16 protein-coding genes are annotated in these 18,812 nt (G+C 64.9%); 15 read left to right on the top strand and 1 reads right to left on the bottom strand.

Going from position 1 to position 18,812, the window contains the following annotated elements:
* Window positions 1–4: 4 nt before the first annotated feature.
* Entirely contained in the window at window positions 5–1,318 is a 1,314-nt protein-coding gene (locus QXZ94_RS09430; protein ID WP_315720186.1) for an NAD(P)/FAD-dependent oxidoreductase, read from the bottom strand.
* A gap of 297 nt (window positions 1,319–1,615) precedes the next feature.
* Here QXZ94_RS09430 and QXZ94_RS09425 point away from each other — a divergent pair, with 297 nt between their 5' ends.
* From QXZ94_RS09425 to QXZ94_RS09360, 15 genes are all read left to right on the top strand, one after another.
* Window positions 1,616–3,139 (top strand): efflux transporter outer membrane subunit, encoded by a 1,524-nt coding sequence (locus QXZ94_RS09425; protein WP_315720185.1) that lies wholly within the window; start codon window positions 1,616–1,618, stop codon window positions 3,137–3,139.
* Window positions 3,129–4,520: an efflux RND transporter periplasmic adaptor subunit gene (locus tag QXZ94_RS09420; RefSeq protein ID WP_315720184.1), complete on the top strand. Its 1,392-nt coding sequence runs from the start codon at window positions 3,129–3,131 to the stop codon at window positions 4,518–4,520. Before QXZ94_RS09425 ends, QXZ94_RS09420 begins: the two co-directional genes overlap by 11 nt.
* 30 nt (window positions 4,521–4,550) lie before the next feature.
* Window positions 4,551–7,679, top strand: a complete 3,129-nt coding sequence (locus QXZ94_RS09415; RefSeq protein ID WP_315720183.1) for an efflux RND transporter permease subunit — start codon at window positions 4,551–4,553, stop codon at window positions 7,677–7,679.
* Window positions 7,679–10,783 carry an efflux RND transporter permease subunit gene (locus tag QXZ94_RS09410; protein WP_315720182.1) on the top strand — a complete coding sequence of 1,035 codons (3,105 nt, stop codon included), beginning with the start codon at window positions 7,679–7,681 and terminating at the stop codon, window positions 10,781–10,783. Before QXZ94_RS09415 ends, QXZ94_RS09410 begins: the two co-directional genes overlap by 1 nt.
* Before the next feature lie 39 nt (window positions 10,784–10,822).
* Window positions 10,823–11,563, top strand: a complete 741-nt coding sequence (locus tag QXZ94_RS09405; protein WP_315720181.1) for a tRNA-uridine aminocarboxypropyltransferase — start codon at window positions 10,823–10,825, stop codon at window positions 11,561–11,563.
* A gap of 50 nt (window positions 11,564–11,613) precedes the next feature.
* Window positions 11,614–11,787 (top strand): hypothetical protein, encoded by a 174-nt coding sequence (locus QXZ94_RS09400; protein ID WP_315720180.1) that lies wholly within the window; start codon window positions 11,614–11,616, stop codon window positions 11,785–11,787.
* A 232-nt stretch (window positions 11,788–12,019) separates the two neighbouring features.
* The gene (locus tag QXZ94_RS09395) at window positions 12,020–13,252 is read left to right on the top strand and encodes a tyrosine-type recombinase/integrase (RefSeq protein ID WP_315720179.1); all 1,233 of its coding nucleotides are present in this window, start codon (window positions 12,020–12,022) and stop codon (window positions 13,250–13,252) included.
* On the top strand, window positions 13,249–13,914 hold the full coding sequence (locus tag QXZ94_RS09390; protein WP_315720178.1) for a hypothetical protein: 666 nt from the start codon (window positions 13,249–13,251) through the stop codon (window positions 13,912–13,914). Before QXZ94_RS09395 ends, QXZ94_RS09390 begins: the two co-directional genes overlap by 4 nt.
* Before the next feature lie 86 nt (window positions 13,915–14,000).
* A complete protein-coding gene (locus QXZ94_RS34395) occupies window positions 14,001–14,219 on the top strand; it encodes a helix-turn-helix transcriptional regulator (RefSeq protein WP_409998740.1) in 219 nt (72 codons plus the stop codon).
* 278 nt (window positions 14,220–14,497) lie between these two features.
* Complete coding sequence (locus tag QXZ94_RS09385) at window positions 14,498–15,388, top strand: hypothetical protein (protein ID WP_315720177.1); 891 nt, start codon at window positions 14,498–14,500, stop codon at window positions 15,386–15,388.
* Window positions 15,385–15,810: a hypothetical protein gene (locus tag QXZ94_RS09380; protein ID WP_315720176.1), complete on the top strand. Its 426-nt coding sequence runs from the start codon at window positions 15,385–15,387 to the stop codon at window positions 15,808–15,810. The genes QXZ94_RS09385 and QXZ94_RS09380 overlap by 4 nt, the downstream gene beginning before the upstream one ends.
* Before the next feature lie 442 nt (window positions 15,811–16,252).
* Window positions 16,253–16,615 (top strand): hypothetical protein, encoded by a 363-nt coding sequence (locus QXZ94_RS09375; protein ID WP_315720175.1) that lies wholly within the window; start codon window positions 16,253–16,255, stop codon window positions 16,613–16,615.
* A gap of 71 nt (window positions 16,616–16,686) precedes the next feature.
* Window positions 16,687–17,793, top strand: a complete 1,107-nt coding sequence (locus QXZ94_RS09370; protein WP_315720174.1) for a hypothetical protein — start codon at window positions 16,687–16,689, stop codon at window positions 17,791–17,793.
* Window positions 17,794–18,021: 228 nt separating this feature from the next.
* Window positions 18,022–18,519: a hypothetical protein gene (locus QXZ94_RS09365; RefSeq protein WP_315720173.1), complete on the top strand. Its 498-nt coding sequence runs from the start codon at window positions 18,022–18,024 to the stop codon at window positions 18,517–18,519.
* Window positions 18,509–18,727, top strand: a complete 219-nt coding sequence (locus QXZ94_RS09360) for a hypothetical protein (RefSeq protein ID WP_315720172.1) — start codon at window positions 18,509–18,511, stop codon at window positions 18,725–18,727. The genes QXZ94_RS09365 and QXZ94_RS09360 overlap by 11 nt, the downstream gene beginning before the upstream one ends.
* Window positions 18,728–18,812: the final 85 nt, after the last annotated feature.

Genomic DNA, 18,812 nt, shown 5'->3' with positions numbered 1-18,812 from the left:
GCGTCTATTCCGCCGCCTCGGCGAGCCCGGCAGGAAGCCCGCGCCACGGCACACCGGCGCCGAGCGCCTCCGCCACAGCGAGGCCCGAGCGCAGCCCGTCCTCGTGAAAACCATAGCCGGTCCAGGCCCCGCAGAACCAAGTATGGCGCTGCCCCTGAATCGTTGCCAGACGCTTCTGCGCCGCAAAGGCGGCAGCGGTGTATTGTGGGTGCTCACAGACATATTTGCCGAAGGTCAGCTCCGGAGCCGGAGCGAAGGGTGGGTTGAGGCTGACGAACAGCGGCCTGTGATGGTCGATGCCCTGCAGATTGTTCATCCAATAGGTCACGGCAACGTCGTTCATCGGAACGCCCTCGCGCTGCCAGCGCAGAAAATTCCAGGACGCCCAGGCGCGTCGCCGCTTCGGCATCAGCCTGGTGTCACGGTGCAGGTAGATCGTATTGGGCGAGTATTTGATCGCGCCGAGCACGCTGCGCTCATGCTCGTCCGCATCGCCGAGCATCGCGAGCGCCTGATCGCTATGGGCGGCGATCACCACATGATCATAGCAGTCCCGATGGCCGCTGCTGTCCTCGATCACAACCCCTTGGGGCGTGCGCTCGATGTTGGTCACCGCACTGCCAAGCCTGACATGGTTGCGGAAGCTGGACGTCAGCTTCTCGACATAGCGGCGGCTGCCGCCTTTCACGGTGCGCCAGATCGGGCGGTCATACTGCAGCAGCCGATGGTTGCTGAAGAACGCCACGAAGTTCTCGGCCGGAAATTCCAGCATCTCGGACGCCGGGGCGGACCAGATCGCGGCGCCCATCGGGGCCAGATAGTCGGTCAGGAGCCTTGGCGCGAAATGGTTGCGCCGGAAATAGTCCCCGAGCGTCAGCCCCCCCAGCCGGCCGGCCTTGAAATCGGCGACGCTCTGCTCGTTGAAGGTGAGGATGTCCCTGAGCATCCAGAGATAGGATGTCGACAGCAGGTTGCTTGGCTGAGCAAACAATCCTCTGGCGGTGTCGAGCCAGTTGTCACCGCCGCCTTTCCACTCGAAGCGGCCGGCATCCGCCGTTACTGCGAAGCTCATGCTGCTCTCGACCGTCTCGACCCCGAGATGATCGAACAATGCAGTCAGATCCGGATAGTTCAGCTCATTGTAGACGATGAAGCCGATATCGACCGAGACTGGGGCGCCGTCATAGTCGATGGTCACGGTGTGGCTGTGGCCGCCCGGACGGATATCGCGCTCATAGACGGTGATCGGATAACGCTTCGCCAGGGACCAGGCTGCGGCATTTCCCGCAATACCCGTTCCGACCACCGCAACTCGCATGCATTCCCCCCTGAAGTTCACGTGCAAGTTACGGCTCCCCCGGCAAAGGGTTTCAGAGCGCGTTCCCCGCGTCACACCACGCCCAAAATGGCCGTCGACAGATGAAATCTTGGTAAGGCTATGGTGGGAGACCTGTGGCCTTTGTGGCTCGAAAACCCGCTGAATTACGGGAGATTCGTTGATTCTCGGTCCCGCGATGGCGGTCTCGCCCACCGGGGACAGCACGGCTGCAGGGCTGTCCGCCGCCATGGGCTGCGGCTAGAATGATTCCCAAGACGACAGGGAAGCATCACGCCAGTGTCACCAGTGGGAATCGCCGTCGACGAGCCTTGCCGCGCGTCCGCTGACACGCGGACCGTCGCGGGAAACCGCGAGAGCCGCAACCGGGCGGGCCTGCGGCATTTCGCCCGCTGGATCGCTGCGGTCGGACTGGCGGCCAGCTCGGCCGGCTGCCTCCTGACGCAAGACATCCCCGATCCGGCCCTGGACCTCCCAAGGCGCTACAAGTCTGCTTCGGGCGCCGACCTAGCGGCACCGCCGCCCCTAGACTGGTGGCGCGGCTTCGGTTCGCGCGAGCTGACGCAGCTGATGGAGGAGGCGCAGAGCGTGAACCTCGATATCGCCGCTGCCGTGGCAAGGTTCAGGCAGGCCGATGCGCTGGCCCGCCAGGCCGGTGCCGCGCTGCTGCCGAGCCTGTCGACGACGGGGCAGGAGACATACTCGCGCACGTCCGGCTCGAGCTCGAGCGGGCTCACCAATGGCGGCCGCGAGGTCGTCAATTACCAGGCCTCGCTCTCGGCCAGCTATCAGCTCGACTTCTTTGGCCAGAATCGCGATGCGCTGCAGGCGGCCGAGGAGACCGCGGTCGCCAACCGCTTCGACCGCGACGTTACCCAGCTGACGACGCTCGCGACCGTTGCGAACGCCTATTTCCAGGTGCTGGCGGCGCAGGATCGCATTCGCACCGCCGAGCGCAACATCGCAAGCGCCACGCGCGTGCTCGATGCGATCCGCGAGCGGCAGAAGGCGGGCACCGGCAACGATCTCGACGTCGCCCAACAGGAGAGCGTGCTCGCCAACCAGAAGGCCGCGGTGCCGCCGCTTCGCCAGACGCTCGATCAGAACGTCAACGCGCTCGCTGTGCTGGTGGCGCGCTCGCCCGAGGGCATCCGCATTTCAGGCGGATCGCTGGATCAGATCAGGACGCCCCGCGTCACGCCAGGGCTGCCGTCCGAGCTCCTGACGCAGCGGCCGGACATCCGCCGCCAGGAGGCACAGCTCGCATCGGCCACCGCCAACGTCGGCAGCGCGCGCGCGCAGTTCTTCCCGAGCATCCAACTGACGGGCAACGGCGGCTATCAGAGTGCTGCGCTCGTCTCGCTGTTTCAGCCGCATGCGGCGTTCTTCAGCCTGGCCGGCAGCCTCACCCAGCCGATCTTCGACGGCGGCCGGATCCTGGGCAATTTCGAGAATGCGAGGGCGCGTCAGGACGAGCTGTTGCAGACCTATCGCAAGACCGTCATCCAGGCCTTCACCGACGTCAACAATGCGCTGTTCTCGATCAAGCAGACCACGCTGAGGCTGCAATTGCAGCGCCAGGTCGTGGCCGCCTCGCGCCGCGCGTTCGAGCTTTCGGAGCAGCAATTGCGCGCTGGAACTGCCGACATCGTGACGGTCTTGAATACCCAATTGACACTGTTCCAGGCCGAGGACGCGCTATGGCAGGCGCAGCTGGCCCGCCTGCAGGCGTTTGTGAGCCTCTATCAGGCGCTCGGCGGCGGCTGGGAGCCGCGCATGGAGAAGTCGGCCGATGCTCTTTAAACCGGATGAAGGAGGGGCAGGCGCGGTGAAGCGGGCGCGGTCGAGCGTTGCCCGGCGGCTGGTGTCGATCACGATCACGCTGCTGATCGTCGGCGGCCTCGGCTATATCGGCTGGATGGCGATGCAGCAGAAGCAGCAGGCCAACAACCGCTTCGCCCGGCCCGACCTTCCCGTACCCGTCCTGGCGGCGTCGCCGGCGATCAAGGATGTGCCGGTCTATCTGGACGGCGTCGGCTCGGTGCGCGCGCTCAACACGGTGACGGTCCGCTCGCAGGTCGACGGCAAGCTCATCGCGGTCAATTTCGTCGAAGGGCAGGACGTCAAGCAGGGCGACGTGCTCGCCGAGATCGATCCGGCGATCTATCAGGCCCAGTACGACCAGGCCGTCGCCAAGAAGGCGCAGGACGAGGCGCAGCTCGCCAACCAGAAGCTCGACCTCGCCCGTTATGAGCAGCTCGCCGCCAGCAGTGCCGGCTCCAAGCAGCAGGCCGACACGCAGCGCGCCGTCGTGGCGCAGCAGCAGGCGCTGATCAAGGCCGATCAGGCCGCGATCGACAATGCCGCGGCGACACTGAGCTACACCAAGATCGTGGCGCCGATCTCGGGCCGCGCGGGTCTGCGCCAGGTCGACCAGGGCAACATCATCCGCTCGTCGGATGCGACCGGGCTCGTCGTGATCACGCAGTTGCAGCCGATCGCGGTGCAGTTCAGCCTGCCGCAGCAGCAGATCATGCGGGTCAATGCGGCCTCGGCGAAAGGACCGCTCTCGGTCGATGTGTTCGGCAATGACGGCGCGACTGTCATCGACACCGGGACGTTGAGGGGCATCGACAATCAGGTCGATCAGACCACCGGCACGCTGAAGCTGAAGGCGGAATTTCCCAATGCCAAGTTTCAGCTCTGGCCCGGCCAGTTCGTCAATGTCCGCCTGAAGGTGGAGACTTTGTCCCAGGCCATCACGGTGCCGACGTCGGCGGTGCAGCGCGGGCCCGCCGGCACCTTCAGCTACGTGATCGGGGACGGTGACATCGCCTCGGCGCATCCGGTGACCGTGGTGCAGCAGAACGAGAGCGAGGCGGTGATCGCGAGCGGGTTGAGCCCCTCGGATCGGGTTGTCACGACGGGCTTCGCCAATCTCGCCGATGGTGTGAAGGTCGTGATCGGACGCGCCGAGCAGACGCCGCAGGCCGATCTCGCGCCGCGCAAGCGTGGCCGCAACCCGCAGGGCAAGGATCAGGCGAAGGAGGGCGCTCCGCCCGAAGGCGCGCCGAAGGATGGCGAGCGCCGTCGCAGACCGCAAGCCGACGGCCAGACCGACACCGGCGGTGCGCCATCCCAGGGAGGTGGTGAGCAAGGGCGCGGCACGAGGGCGCAGCCATGACCCGAATGAGAGGTTGACGAGCAGGTCGCGATGAGCGTGTCAGAACCCTTCATCCGCCGTCCGATCGCAACGTCGCTGCTCGGCGTCGCGCTTCTGATCGGCGGCCTGCTCGGCTATCTCGCGCTGCCGGTCTCGGCGCTGCCGCAGGTCGACTTCCCGACGGTGCAGGTGACGACGCAGCTGCCGGGCGCCAGCCCTGACGTGATCGCCTCGCTGATTACGGCGCCGCTGGAGCGTCAGCTCGGTCAGATCCCCTCGCTCTCGGCGATGAACTCGACGAGTTCGTTCGGCGTCAGCCAGATCTCGCTGCAATTCGATCTCGGACGCGACATCGACGGCGCCACGCAAGACGTGCAGGCCGCCATCAACGCCGCCGCCGGCGTGTTGCCGAAGTCGCTGCCCTATCCGCCGACCTACGCCAAGGTCAATCCGGCCGACGCCCCCGTGATGACGCTGGCGTTGACCTCGGACACGATCTCGCTGCGCGCGATGAGCGACATGGCCGATACGATCCTGGCGCAGCGGCTCAGTCAGGTGTCCGGCGTCGGCCGCGTGTCGGTGCTCGGCGGGCTGAAGCCGGCGGTCCGTGTTCAGGCGGATCTGGCGCGGCTCGCGGCCTATGGCATCTCGATGGAGGATCTGCGCGCCGCGATCGCCGGCGCCAACGTCTCTGGTCCCAAAGGCTCGCTGGACGGCGCCCAGCAGGCCTATCTGATTACGGCCAACGATCAAATCGCGGCCGCCGACGCCTACAAGCCGATCATTATCGCCTACCGCAACGGCTCGCCGGTCACGATCGGCGACGTCGCGACCATCGTCGATGGACTCGAGAACGACCGCACCGGCGGCTGGTACCAGGGCGTGCCGGCCGTGATCCTCGACATCCAGCGCCAGCCGGGCGCCAACGTCATCGAGGTCGTCAGGCAGATCCGCGCCGAGATCCCCAAGCTGCAGCGCACGATCCCGGCCGGCGTGAAGCTCGCTACTGTCAGCGACCGCACTGTCACGATCCGCGCCTCGGTGCACGACGTGCAGTTCACGCTGGTCTTGAGCGTCGTGCTGGTGACGCTGGTCGTATTGCTGTTCCTGCGCTCCATCCGCGCCACGATCATCGCCGGCGTCGCATTGCCGCTGTCGCTGATCACGAGCTTCGGCGTGATGTATTTCGCGGGCTTCAGTCTCGACAATCTCTCGCTGATGGCGCTGACGATCGGCACCGGATTCGTCGTCGACGATGCGATCGTCATGATCGAGAACATCGTGCGCCACATGGAGAACGGCGAGAGCGCGATGAATGCCTCGCTGCGCGGCGCGCGCGAGATCGGCTTCACCGTGATCTCGCTGACCGTGTCGCTGATCGCGGTCTTTATTCCGCTGCTGTTCATGTCCGGACTGGTCGGCCGCATGTTCCGCGAATTTGCGCTGACGCTGACGATCGCGGTGGTGACCTCGGCGGTGGTGTCGCTGACATTGACGCCGATGATGTGCTCGAGGCTGCTCAAGCACGCCAGCGAGGAATGGGTGCTGCCCGGGTTGAACGCGGTCAGCCGCTTCATCGACCGCACGGTGGCGCTCTATCACCGCAGCCTGCTTTGGGTGCTCGACCGCCAGACCGAGACGCTGGTGGTCACCTTCGCGACCCTGGCCGCGACGCTGGCGCTTTATGTCGCCGCGCCCAAGGGATTCCTGCCGCTGCAGGACACCGGCTCGATCACCGCGGTGACCGAGGCAGGTCCCGATGTCTCGTTTACCGAGATGAAGAAGCGGCAGGCCGAGGTCGCGGCCGCCATCCAGGCCGATCCCGATGTGATCGGCGTGGTCTCGGTGATCGGCGCCGGATCGGTCAACCCGACCACCAATGTCGGCCGCCTGGTCATGACCTTGAAGCCGCTCGGCGAACGCCAGGATGGCGTCTCCGAGGTCATTGACCGGCTCAAGCAGAAAACGTCGGGCGTCCCCGGCATGACCGTGTACTTCCAGCCGGTCCAGGACGTGCAGATCTCGACCCAGGCGAGCCGCTCGCAATACCAGTATACGCTGACCGGCGCCGATGCCGGCGACGTGTCGAAATGGGCGCGGCAGCTGGTGGCGGAGATGCGGCGCGATCCGCTGTTCCGCGACGTCTCCTCAGAGGCACAAGAGGGGGGCCTGCGCGCGGAGCTGACGATCGATCGCCAGCGCGCCGGCCAACTCGGCGTCAGCCTGCAGGGCGTCACGGATACGCTCAACGACGCCTTCGCGCAGCGGCAGATCTCGACCATCTACGGTCAGGCCAACCAGTACCGCGTGGTGCTGGAGGCGCTGCCGATGTATCAGCGCGATCCGTCGATCCTGTCCAAGCTCTATCTGCCCGGCGCCGGCGGCCAGGTGCCGCTCTCGGCGGTCGCCAGCCTGAAGCGCACCACGGCGCCGCTGGCGATCTCGCATCAGGCGCAATTTCCGGCGGTCTCCTTGAGCTTCAACCTCGCGCCCGGCGTCGCGCTGAGCGAGGCGGTGGACGCGCTCCACGCCACGGAGAACCGCATCGGCATGCCCGGCAGCATCATCGGCGTGTACTCGGGCGATGCTGCCGAATTCGCCAAATCGCTGGCGGGTCAACCCTGGCTGCTGCTGGCCGCCGTCATTACGATCTACATCGTGCTCGGCGTGCTCTATGAGAGCTATATCCATCCCATCACGATCCTTTCGACGTTGCCGTCGGCCGGCGTCGGCGCCATCCTCGCCTTGATGCTGTTTGGCCAGGATCTCTCCGTGATCGGGCTGATCGGCATCATCCTGCTGATGGGCATCGTGAAGAAGAACGCGATCATGATGATCGACTTCGCGCTCGAGGCCGAGCGGCACGACAGCCGCACGCCTTACGACGCGATCGTGCAGGCCTGCCTGCTGCGCTTCCGGCCGATCATGATGACGACGCTCGCCGCGCTGTTCGGCGCGCTGCCGCTGGCGATCGAAAGCGGCACCGGCTCGGAGCTGCGCTTTCCGCTCGGCATCTCGATCATCGGCGGCCTGCTGCTCAGCCAGCTGCTCACACTGTACACGACGCCGGTTATCTATCTTGCGCTCGACCGGATCAATCGCCGCTTCGAGCGCGCCTTGCCGCCTGCGCCCGACCTGCCATCGCCGCCGATCGCGGGTGCCACCGAAGGCATCCAGTGATGGCCTCGATCTCCGAGCCGTTCATTCGCCGGCCGGTCGGCACCACGCTGCTCTCGATCGGCCTGTTCCTGCTCGGCATCGTGGCCTACATTTTCCTGCCGGTCGCGCCGGTGCCGAATGTCGATTTCCCGTCGATCTTCGTGAGCGCATCGCGGCCGGGCGCCGATCCCTCGGTCATGGCGGCGACGGTCGCAGCACCGCTGGAGCGGCGGCTCGGCGAGATCGCGGGCGTCGACCAGATCACCTCGACGAGCTCGCTCGGCACCACCAACATCCAGATCCAGTTCTCGATCGGCCGCGACATCGACAAGGCGGCGCGCGACGTGCAGGCGGCGATCAACGCTTCGCTGTCGGACCTGCCGAGCGACCTGCCGGCGCTGCCGCGCTTCCGCAAGGCCAACACGGCGGCTGCTCCCGTGTTCGTGCTGGCGCTCACCTCGAAGACGCTGACGCCGAGCGCGATGTACGACGTCGCCGACACCGTTCTGGCGCAGCGCCTGTTCCAGGTGCCGGGCGTCGGCAATGTCACGGTCAGCGGCGCCGATCAGCCGGCAGTGCGCATCGCGCTCAATCCGGTCTCGCTCGCCAATGCCGGGATTTCGACCGACGACGTCAGGACGGCCATCGTCAACGCCAATCCGATCGGGCCGGTCGGGATCTTCGAGGGCGGATGGCAGAGCGAGACCATCGCGGTCAACAAGCAGATGCGCACCGCCGCGGAATTCCGCGACATCCTGATCAAGAGCAGCAATGGCAGCTTCGTACGGCTGTCGGATGTCGCCGATGTCGAGGATTCCGTGCGCAACGTGCGCTCGATCGCCTGGTTCAACAAGCAGCCGGCGGTGCTGATCCAGATCGCCAAGCAGGGCGATGCGAACGTGATCGAGACCGTCGACCGCGTCAAGGCGCTGATCCCGGAGCTCAAGCAATGGCTGCCGGCGGGCATCGAGATCGCCACTCTGGTCGACCGCACCGGCACCATCCGCGCCTCGGTCGAGGACATGCAGTGGACCCTGCTCGCGACCGCCGTGCTGGTGATGGTGGTCGTGTTCCTGTTCCTGCGCCGCTTGGTGCCGACGGTCGCGGCCGGCGTCTCGGTGCCGCTGGCGCTGGCCGGCACCTGTGCCGCGATGTGGCTCGCCGGCTTCTCGATCGACAACCTCTCGCTGATGGCGCTGGCGATCTCCGTCGGCTTCGTCGTCGACGACGCCATCGTCATGATCGAGAACATGTACCGCAATCTCGAGCATGGCCTGTCGCCGATGCGCGCGGCGCTCGACGGCGCGCGCCAGATCGGCTTCACCGTTCTGTCGATCAGCCTCTCGTTGATTGCCGCCTTCGTGCCGCTGATCTTCATGGATGGCGTCGTCGGCCGTCTCCTGCGCGAGTTCTCGCTGACGCTGACCTTCGCGATCGTGGTGTCGACCGTGGTGTCGCTGACGGTCACGCCGATGATCTGCGCGCATTACATCAAGGAGACGCCGTCCGACCGTGCCACCTGGTTCGACCGCATCGTCGAGGGCGCGCTTTCGGGCATGGTCGGCTTCTACACGTGGACGCTCCGTTACGTGCTGATGTTTCCGTTCCTGACCCTGCTCGTGTTCTTCGCCACGATCGCGCTCACGGTGACGCTCTACATCAAGGTGCCCAAGGGCTATTTTCCGACCGATGATTCCGGCTTCATCATCGGCGCGACGCGCGCCTCCGCCGACATCTCGTTCCAGTCGATGCTGAGCCTGCAGCAGCGGCTCGCCGACATCGTGATGGCGGATCCCGCCGTGGCTGGCCTTGGCTCGACGATCGGAGGCGGCGGCGGGCCGGGCGGCGCGACGTCGAACCGCGGCACGATGTTCATCAATCTCAAGCCGCCGGAGGAGCGGGGGGGCGTCTCGACGCAGGCCGTGATCGATCGTCTGCGGCGGAGCCTGTTCATGGTTCCCGGCATCCGTCTCTTCATGTTCGCCGCCCAGGACGTGCGCACGGGCGGTCGGCAGAGCGATTCCGACTATCAATACACGCTGAGCAGCCCCGACCTGGACCTGTTGCAGAAATGGGCGCCGATCGTGGCCAAGCGGCTGGAGACGGTCGAGGGCATCACCGACATCTCCAGCGACCGCGATCCCGGCGGCCTGCAGCTCGCGCTGAAGATCGACCGGCAGAAGGCGGCGAGCATGGGCGTGCGCGTCCAGGACATCGACAACGCGCTCAACAACGCGTTTGCGCAACGCCAGGTCTCGATCGTCTACAGCCAGCGCAACCAGTACATGGTGGTGCTGGAGATCGATCCGAAGCTTCAGACCGATCCGTCGAATCTCGACCGCATCTATGTGGCCGGGGCAGGGGACGCGCAGGTCCCGCTCTCGGCGCTGGTGAAGGCCGAGCGCGGCCTGTCGCCGCTCGCGGTCTATCACTCGCAGTCGTTCCCCTCGACCACCGTGTCGTTCAACCTGCTGCCCGACGTGCCGCTGCAGGCGGCAACGACGAACATCCAGCGCGCCGTCGACGAGCTGCATATGCCCGAGGGCATCCGCGGCAGCTTCGACGGCAATGCCGGCGATTTCAACAAGAGCAGCGGACGGCAGCCGCTGCTGATCCTCTCCGCGCTGGTCGCGATGTATATCGTGCTCGGCGTGCTCTATGAGAGCCTGGCGCATCCGCTGACCATCATCTCGACCCTGCCGTCGGCCGGGCTCGGCGCGCTGCTCGCCTTGCAGATCACCAATACGCCGCTCACCGTGATCGCCTTCGTCGGCATCATCCTCCTGATCGGCATCGTCAAGAAGAACGGCATCATGCTGGTCGACTTCGCGCTCGAAGCCGAGCGCCAGCGCGGCATGTCCTCGGCGGACGCGATCTTCGAGGCGTGCCGCGTCCGCTTCCGGCCGATCCTGATGACGACGCTGGCCGCACTGTTCGCCGGCCTGCCGCTGGTGATCGCGACCGGCCCCGGCACCGAGCTGCGCCGGCCGCTCGGCATCACCATCATCGGTGGCCTGCTGGTGTCGCAGATCCTCACCCTCTATACGACGCCGGTGATCTACCTCCTGATCGACCGGCTGCGCCGCCGCTCCGCGCCCGAGCCGCTGGCCGCGCCCGCGGAATGAGCGATTGTCGCGCTGCCTGCGGGCGCGTATAGGCGCGATATGTCCGACCAGCCTCAAGACCATCCGCCGCTCACCGCCGAGCCGCCACCCGACTGTCCGCGCTGCCAGAAGCCGTTGCCGCTGTGCATCTGCGACAGCGTCGTCCCGCTGGAGAGCCGGCTGGGGCTCCTGATTCTGCAGCACCCGCAGGAGCAGGACCGCGCGCTCGGCACCGCGCGGCTGGCCGCGCAGCATTTCAAGAACGCGGTGGTCAAGGTCGGGCTGTCCTGGCCGAGCCTCGCCAAGGCGCTGGGCCGGCCGGTTGCGGACCCGGCCCGGTGGGCGATCCTCTATCTCGGCTCGGCCAAGGCGGCCGAGTTGGATCCCGAGAGCGAGGTGATGGCGCTGACCCGCAAGGGCGAGATGGCCGAGAACCAGCGCGGCATCCTCAAATCGATCGAGGGCGTGATCCTGCTCGACGGCACCTGGAGCCAGGCCAAGGCGCTGTGGTGGCGCAATCCGTGGATGCTGAAATGCCAGCGCGTCATTCTCGGACCGCGCCGCCCATCCCGCTATGGGCATCTGCGCCGCGAGCCGCGCCGCGACGGTCTGTCGACCATCGAGGCGGCGGGCCTGCTGATGGCGGCGCTGGAGCGCCGGCCGGAGATTGCCACGACCCTCGATGCAAGCTTCGAGCGGATGCTGGCAAGGTATCGGGAGGTGGAGAAGGCGCACCCCGAGCTCACCCCGCGGCCCAAGCCCCGCAAGCCCGACTGGCGTGGCCGTAAACGCCGGATTTAGGAACCCCGGGTACGCTTCTTGCATTGCAGCATGGAACGAGGATGAGAGCCATGCAGGAAGCAGAAAAAACCAACGTGGTGCAGTTCCGAGACTATGCGCCCCGGCGGGCCGGCAGGTCCGGGTCCGAACGGGCCGGTGTCTCGGCTGGCGAGCGAGGGGCGGTTCTGACCTGGCCACGCGCACAGGCCAGCTATCCCGGCGGCATCGACGATCTGCCCATCTAGCGCCGGTCTCGACGCGACGGGCGGTCCAACCGCTTGATTCGATTGAGTGGAGGCCACGACCAGAATTGAACTGGTGTAAACGGTTTTGCAGGCTCGTTGGGTGGTGTAGACGCGGGTTGCGGGGAGACTAGGCCCATTGAAATGACGTAACAATCATTCATGGAAGTCCGTTTACATTGGCGGAAGTTTATGGAAAAAGTCTCCCCAGGGAGACTTTTCACGTAGACTGTCTATGCCAAAACTCACGACGGATTTCATCGAGGCTGTCGGCGCGAACGGCAAGGATCAGACCTTCAGCGACACCAAGGTCGCCGGGCTGATCCTTCGGGTGACGCCGGCCGGCACAAAGCTGTTCCGGGTGGAGGCGCGGGTCGGAGGAAAGCTCCGCCGGTCGACACTAGGCACCTTCCCGCAGATGAGCCTGTCGGCGGCGCAGCGCGAAGCTCGACCTGCGCTCGACGCTCTCCGGCAAGGTCGTGATCCTGCCCTCGAAAAGGCGGCTCGGCAGAAGGCGATCGAAGACGGCGCGATCACCGTCGAGAAGCTGGCAACCCAGTGGATCGAGAACCGCCGCAGCAAACTCAAGCCGCGCACGCTCGATGATTATCAAAAGCTGTTCGAGCAGCACATCAACCCGGCGGTCGGCCAACTGCCCGTGCAGGTGCTGGCATTCGCGGACGTCGAAGCCCTTCATGCCAAGATGGCGCGGACACCGCGGCGCGCGAACTATAGCGTCAGCACCTTGCGCGCTCTGCTCAACTACGCCGAACTGATGAAGATCAGGCCGCCACACTCGAACCCCTGCAAAGGCATCGAGTTCTACCGCGAGCGGCAGCGTGAGCGCTTCCTCAGTGAAGCGGAAATCGCCAAAGCCGGCTCCGCCATCGAAACAGCGGAAGGCCAAGGCGTGATCGGCCCACACGCTGCAGCTGGATTGCGTCTCGCTCTCTTCACCGGCGCGCGGAGCGGCGAGATCATCGCCGCGCAATGGAGCCACGTCGTTTGGTCGCGACGGATAATTAGACTGCCTGATAGCAAGAACAACGAAGCGCGAACCATTCATCTGAGCGACGCCGCCGTCGAAGTATTGCGGAGCATTCCGCGCATCGAGCCTTACATCATTGCCGGTGCGAAAGCGGGAGAGCCCTACAAAAATCTCTCGCGGGCTTGGATCATCGCTCGCGCCTACGGCGGCCTCGATGACGTGCGCTTGCACGATCTCCGCCACAGCTACGCCTCGCTTGCAGCTGGTCGCGGCGTGTCACTGCAAACCATTGGCGCATTGTTGGGCCATCGGGCAATCGCATCAACAAAGCGGTATGCCCATCTGGCGCGGGACATCGTCGCTTCCGTCAACGATGATCTCGGCGCCGTCATGCAAGCCGCACTTTCAAAGAAACCAGCGCTCGAAGCTGACAACGTGGTCAAGTTTAAGAGATCGCGCAAGCGGCCAGTGCCACAATGACAAATCGGCGCACCGTTCCGACCACGTCAGCTGATACGGATCAGTCGAATACGTTGCCGTTTCGATATAGCGCCACTCAATGGAGCGAGATCGTAGCGCAGATTCCGGCAGTCGCGTCTAACGATGCTGTGCTGATGTTTGAGGTTCGTGCGCAACTGGAAGCGGCAGCGGCTGGCTATCTAACTATGACAGCCGCCCACAAGGCCCGTTTCGCGAATGGCTCGCGAGCACAAGAAACTCTTGAAGCTCGCGATCACATTTCGGCGGCGCGACAATACGCCAGTAAAACAGGCAACGCAGCCCTGGCGGGCCATCTCGATGCGGCACTTAGCTGTCTGCTGGCGTCCGAGCCCGTGGACGGCCTGGATATGCTCAAGAAAGCGCATCGCGGCAACACTGACCCCGCTCGCGATCTGCTCTACGACTTAGCATTGAGGACGTGGACCGGTTTGCTGAAACTTCCCCTCACCACCGGCCGTCCGAGCAATGCCACGGGTGCGGGAACAAGAAAGCCGAATAGTCCTGCGGTCCGGTTTCTGGTCGCCGCGGTCAGCGGCGTAACAGACATCAGAGCCGAAGCCGCAGAGCGGATCATCGAGGTGGAGAAACGTCGTGTTCGCGACTTTGAGAAAGGGCGAGCAGGTCGACAATCGACACGGTAGTTTCAAAAAAAGCGAAAGTACCGTTTTGCCAGCAGTCCGGCCGACCCTCATGATCCGTTGATCTTGATCGACGAAAGGCGACGCCGATGCACCACATCTCGACAGATGAGCTGATCCCGGCTGACGAGGTCGCGGACGCGCTCCATTTGAGGCGGCAGACCCTCGCCGCATGGCGCACTTTGGGACGGGGTCCGAGTTTCGTAAAAGTCGGCAGGACCGTGTTCTATCGTCGTGCCGACATCGAAGCGTGGCTCGGCGCACAGCGGCGTGAGCCTGTTCGCGCGAGCACAGCAGCAACTGCCTGACGAAAAAAGCCGGCGCTTCCTCGGCGGGAAGGACGCCGGCTTTAAATGCGAACTTAGATTGCGCTGTGTGGCTTGCAGGCCGGCGCAAATCGAGGCTTGGAGGCGACGTGTATATCCCGCCATGTCATCATAATCAATCCGTCGGCTACTTGGCGGCATGCGCCGCGAAAGGCCGTCGGCCTGATCCTGATCTGTTGCCGGACCCGCCACGGGGGCGTCGCCCCCGCAGTAGAAGTGCACGATGGCGACCGCGGCCGCACTCACTCTTCCGGAAGCCTTTGAAGCGGATTTACGCGCTTCGCTTTGGCGTTGAATTGCCCGACAGCGAGGTTGGCCGAAGCCACCTTGGGCTGCTTGTCCATGTCGCCGCGGCTGGACTGCCCTACAGCGATCTATCTCACGTCGTCACTGAGACATACAAACAATGGGCGGGATGGAAGGCGACAGCGGAAGAGGTTGCTGATCTGATCGAAGACGTTGCCAACCGACCGCAGAAGCTTACCCGCAAGACGATCGGTGCACGGCTCCAGCTCACCAACGCAGAGCGCATGCATCCCGACGTACGCGCGTACGCAATTTGGCCGGTTGATCTCGACTACGCCGAGTGGAAGCGCTTGTGTGCGGAGAAGGACCGCAAACGCGCCCGCCGCAACTATGAGAAACGCAAGTCCGCCAAGGCACCGGGACATGTGAGTGCCGCGGACTTCCTGCGCAGCGTGCTGGCGCATGGACCGCTTCCGGTCGCGAAAATCGTGCGCATGGCGGTCGCGCAGGGCCTTGCCAAAGCCGGCGACACCCGGCCCGGCAAAGTGCTACGGACGGCTCGCGGGCAGCTCGGCGTCGTCACGCGGAAAGCCGGCCTCAACGCAGGTTGGTCATGGTCGCTTCCGGACCTAGAACCGCCGCAACCTATTGATTTTGCCGAAGGTGCCCTTCCTCGGAAAACGAGCAGGAAAAACTCAATAATTCCCGAAGGTGCCCTTTCTTCTTCGGGCACCCTTCTTAGGGTTTCTTCCCCGAAGAAGCCGACCACCTCGGGAATGATCGACCGGCAAGCGGGCCTTCCGGTGGCTTGTACCGGGGGGCTGGACCTCCTGCCACGCATCCGCTGCCCCCATGACCGGCCGGCATTTCCATCACCGCCAACGCCGATGGAGGCTTCGCGATGAAGCCGTCGACCACGATGCTGACGTCGCCAGCCTATGCCGCGCTGGGCGGGTCCGGGAGGTCCGTGCTGCGCGTGATTTTGGAGGAGATCGACGCTCCCAGTGGGGCCGCGCAGTTGAGCACGGTTTTTTTTCTCCAGGCGGGACTATCGGCCACCGCTGTGATGAGCGGCGTTCCGGACTTAATCGCATTAGGTTTCATCAAGGTCACTGGCAAGGGGACCGCGACCAGGGAGTTCGCATCGTCGGACGGCTGGACCACAATCGTCGACAAAGCCGAGGCTGAGCGCCGGCTGGCGGAGGCCAGAGCGACAGCACAGCGGCCAGCACGCCGACGTTCTGCCGCGGCTGCGACGGAGAAGTTGGCAGTGGACGAGATCACGGGTCGCCTGCCGGACGGCATTCGGCGCAGCGTGTACCCGTAGATGCCGTGGGAAGCCGCGTCATGACGGCAACGCTAGAACAGCGCACGGATGATGCGGGCAACCGCGCGCAGCGTCGTGCTCGGCTTTCTCGCGTGTCTCGCTTCGCACGCGGTCGCCGGACGTTGGAAACTGCGTTGCTGGCCGTAGAAGAGATTAGCTTGCACCCGCGCGGCGACCTTCTATGCCGCGCGGCGACGCATTGGCGAACGAGCGGTTCGTCGGCGACCTGCTTCCTCTGCGATGCTGTATCGCCGTATCCCGCCGCGCACCTGTTCGCTTGGTCCGGCGAAGCGCCGAAGCAGGCGGCTGTTGCAGGCCTCTGTTGCGATTGTTGGAGGGGCGACGACCCGACCGCGATTGATGAAGCCGCAGCTCGCGTGCTCCAGCAGGTTGTGCCAGGCGGATGCTTCCTCGATCCGCGCGCGGTGCTGCCATGAAGCCATTGCGCGCGATCGACGTCGCGAGCGCCGAGCTGATCGCCGACGATGCCGTCATGATGCCACGCGGGCCAGGGCATCGGCTCCCTGCGACAGTGCGGGCGCTTCGCGAGCGCGACCGGCTGTTGCGCGAAGCCGCGTCGCGATTTTGTGAAGGCTTGTCCGTGAACGGCGCTGCAACGAAGCTGGCGCGCGGCTTGGCAGACTATCGGGGCACGGCATGGCGACGGGATTGTACTGAGACGTCATGTCCGCCGCGTCATCGCGGCTCGTTGCGCGAGGTCTGCTGGCGCATCCTGCAGACGCGCGACGCGCCGATTGCAGCACGCACGATTCGCCGCGCGCTCGGCGGCCATGGCGACAAATAAAATCGCGCACGCGGGCTATTCGTGGCCAACGCCTGCCGCCATGGTAGTGGTCGACAAGTAGGAGGACAACCATGGCAAGATCGTTTGAACAGGCACCGTGGGACGCTACAAACATCATTCCAGGTTTCTCACCCGGCCTTCCGCCGCCGCTCGACGTCGTCGACCTGCTGCCGGCGTCGCGGCAACCGCTTCTGCTTTCGCTGCGCCAACACGCCGAAGATGCGATGAACCTGCAACGGCCGCTGTTTGACCAGCTTGGCGAGCTACGCGCTGACCGGCACCGCCTCAACGCGCGGATCGCCCACCTGAAGACACCGCGCGGCCAGGGCGGTCCGGGTCTGGATGACGACGACGTGAGTGTGATCGACGCCGCGCGCAAGCTCGCCACCGTGGATGCCGAGATGACCCGGCTGAACGAACTGCTCGAGACCAGGCAGGCCCGCTCGCGCAATGCCGGAGCGTCGGTGACAAATTTGGAAAGCTGGCTTCGGACAGGCCGGCCGGGCGGCACAGCGATCGTCCCTGCCGACGAGATCGACGTCGCCTCGGTTCTGAAGAAGGGCGAGACTGTCGCGGTGGCGCTCGATCGCATTCGTCGTCGCCTCCGCGAGCTGGGCGCCGACGAGCACCGCGTCAAATCCGCACCCCTACCAGCTACACACGCCAAGGCTCAGGCGCGCGCGGCTGTCGAGCAACTGGCCGAGCGCGGCACGCCAGACGTTTCCCCTCTGGTCGAAGCAGGACACGCCATCGGCTGGCCGCTGACCATGCAGCGGTTGGGGCTGGCCGCCATCGTGGGGAAAACCGGCGATCAGATTGTTGGCAACGCTATGGGCGAGGTCATCGATACGGCGGCGCTGTTCGTTTGGCTGCACCGAGACGCCTTGGTCGCACGCCTCGAACGGGAGATTGATGCTATCTCCGATGACGCTACCGCGCTGTCGCCGCAGGATCGCGAACGAAAGCTCTCCGAGATTGCGCAAGACAAGCTGGCGATCGAGCGGTCTGAAGCTTCATTGGTCTGGTCCCTGCAACGCGACGGCCTGCCGGTCGAGCACCGCACCGACGCCGACCCGCGCGCGGTGCTCGGCGTCGAGCTGCAGGTCATCGTAGAACCGGAAGGCAGCAAGCCGCTCGGCATGGCTGCCAAGGCGGCGCAAGTCATCGAGACGCGTTGACGGCTCGGCGGCCAGCCAGGTCCAGAGCCTTCTTCGTCAGACAGGACACAGGATTGGATACGGCGGCCCGTGGTGCGTTCCTGTGAGGCCGGCGGGTTGGGGAGGAGAGCCGGTAAGGACCCTCTGGAGGCCTGCCGGGTCCTCTGGGAGGCGGAATCAATGAGGGGTACGCGCGACCTCGATCATTCTGCGTATTTGGTCTGGCCATTTTTGCGGTTGCGGTGACAAATGAAAATTAAAAAGCACAGTAGCAGCGGGAAGCTCGTCTCGGTTTCGGCACTTGCTTTGCACCTTGACGTTTCGAGGCAATACATGTCGCGCTGGCTTGCAACGGAGGGGCAAGGGCGGATCGCAATGGAAGCCGACGGCAAGGTTGATCTCGACGCAGGCCGCATCGGATATCTTCGATGGCTCCGCGACCCGGCGCGCCGATCTGCGCGTTCGGAAGCTGAGACGAGATACCGCGACTTGAAGGCGCGGCATCTCCAAATCAAAATTGCAGAGGATGAGAGGCGGCTAATCGAAGTTGCCGATTGCTTTGAAGTGATCGACGGATTTGCGGGTCTAGTCTTGACCGAACTATCTGCCCTTCCCGCGCGACTGGCTGGGCATAACCTGGGAGGCCGCCGCACGGTCGAGCAAGAGACATTTGATTTGCGACAGCGGCTGACGAGTGCGCTCGCTGAGAAAACCGCCACATGGAGGGACATCGACAGTGCACAATGATTGCGATGACCGCAGCCACGAAGAATTCATCGCTGACCTCGACGCGAGAATTGTCAGCACTGTCAATGCGGCCAAGGCGGCGATTGCGCTCCTTCCTCCGGCAGATCAGGCCCGCGCGGCGGCCGAAATCGCTGCGGCACTGATAACAGGTCTCGAACGGTTACGGGAAGCGATTGATGAAGCCAAAACGGAACTGCTCGACAGTTGACCGGCGACGATCGAGTATCGTGCTGACGCACCTCAGCGACGTACGCTGAAATCGACGGATCACATCGGAGCATTAGTTCTCGAAG

Source organism: Bradyrhizobium sp. SZCCHNS2022, from assembly GCF_032377575.1.
GTDB lineage: Bacteria > Pseudomonadota > Alphaproteobacteria > Rhizobiales > Xanthobacteraceae > Bradyrhizobium > Bradyrhizobium aeschynomenes.
This window is presented reverse-complemented; position numbering and strand designations above follow the sequence as displayed.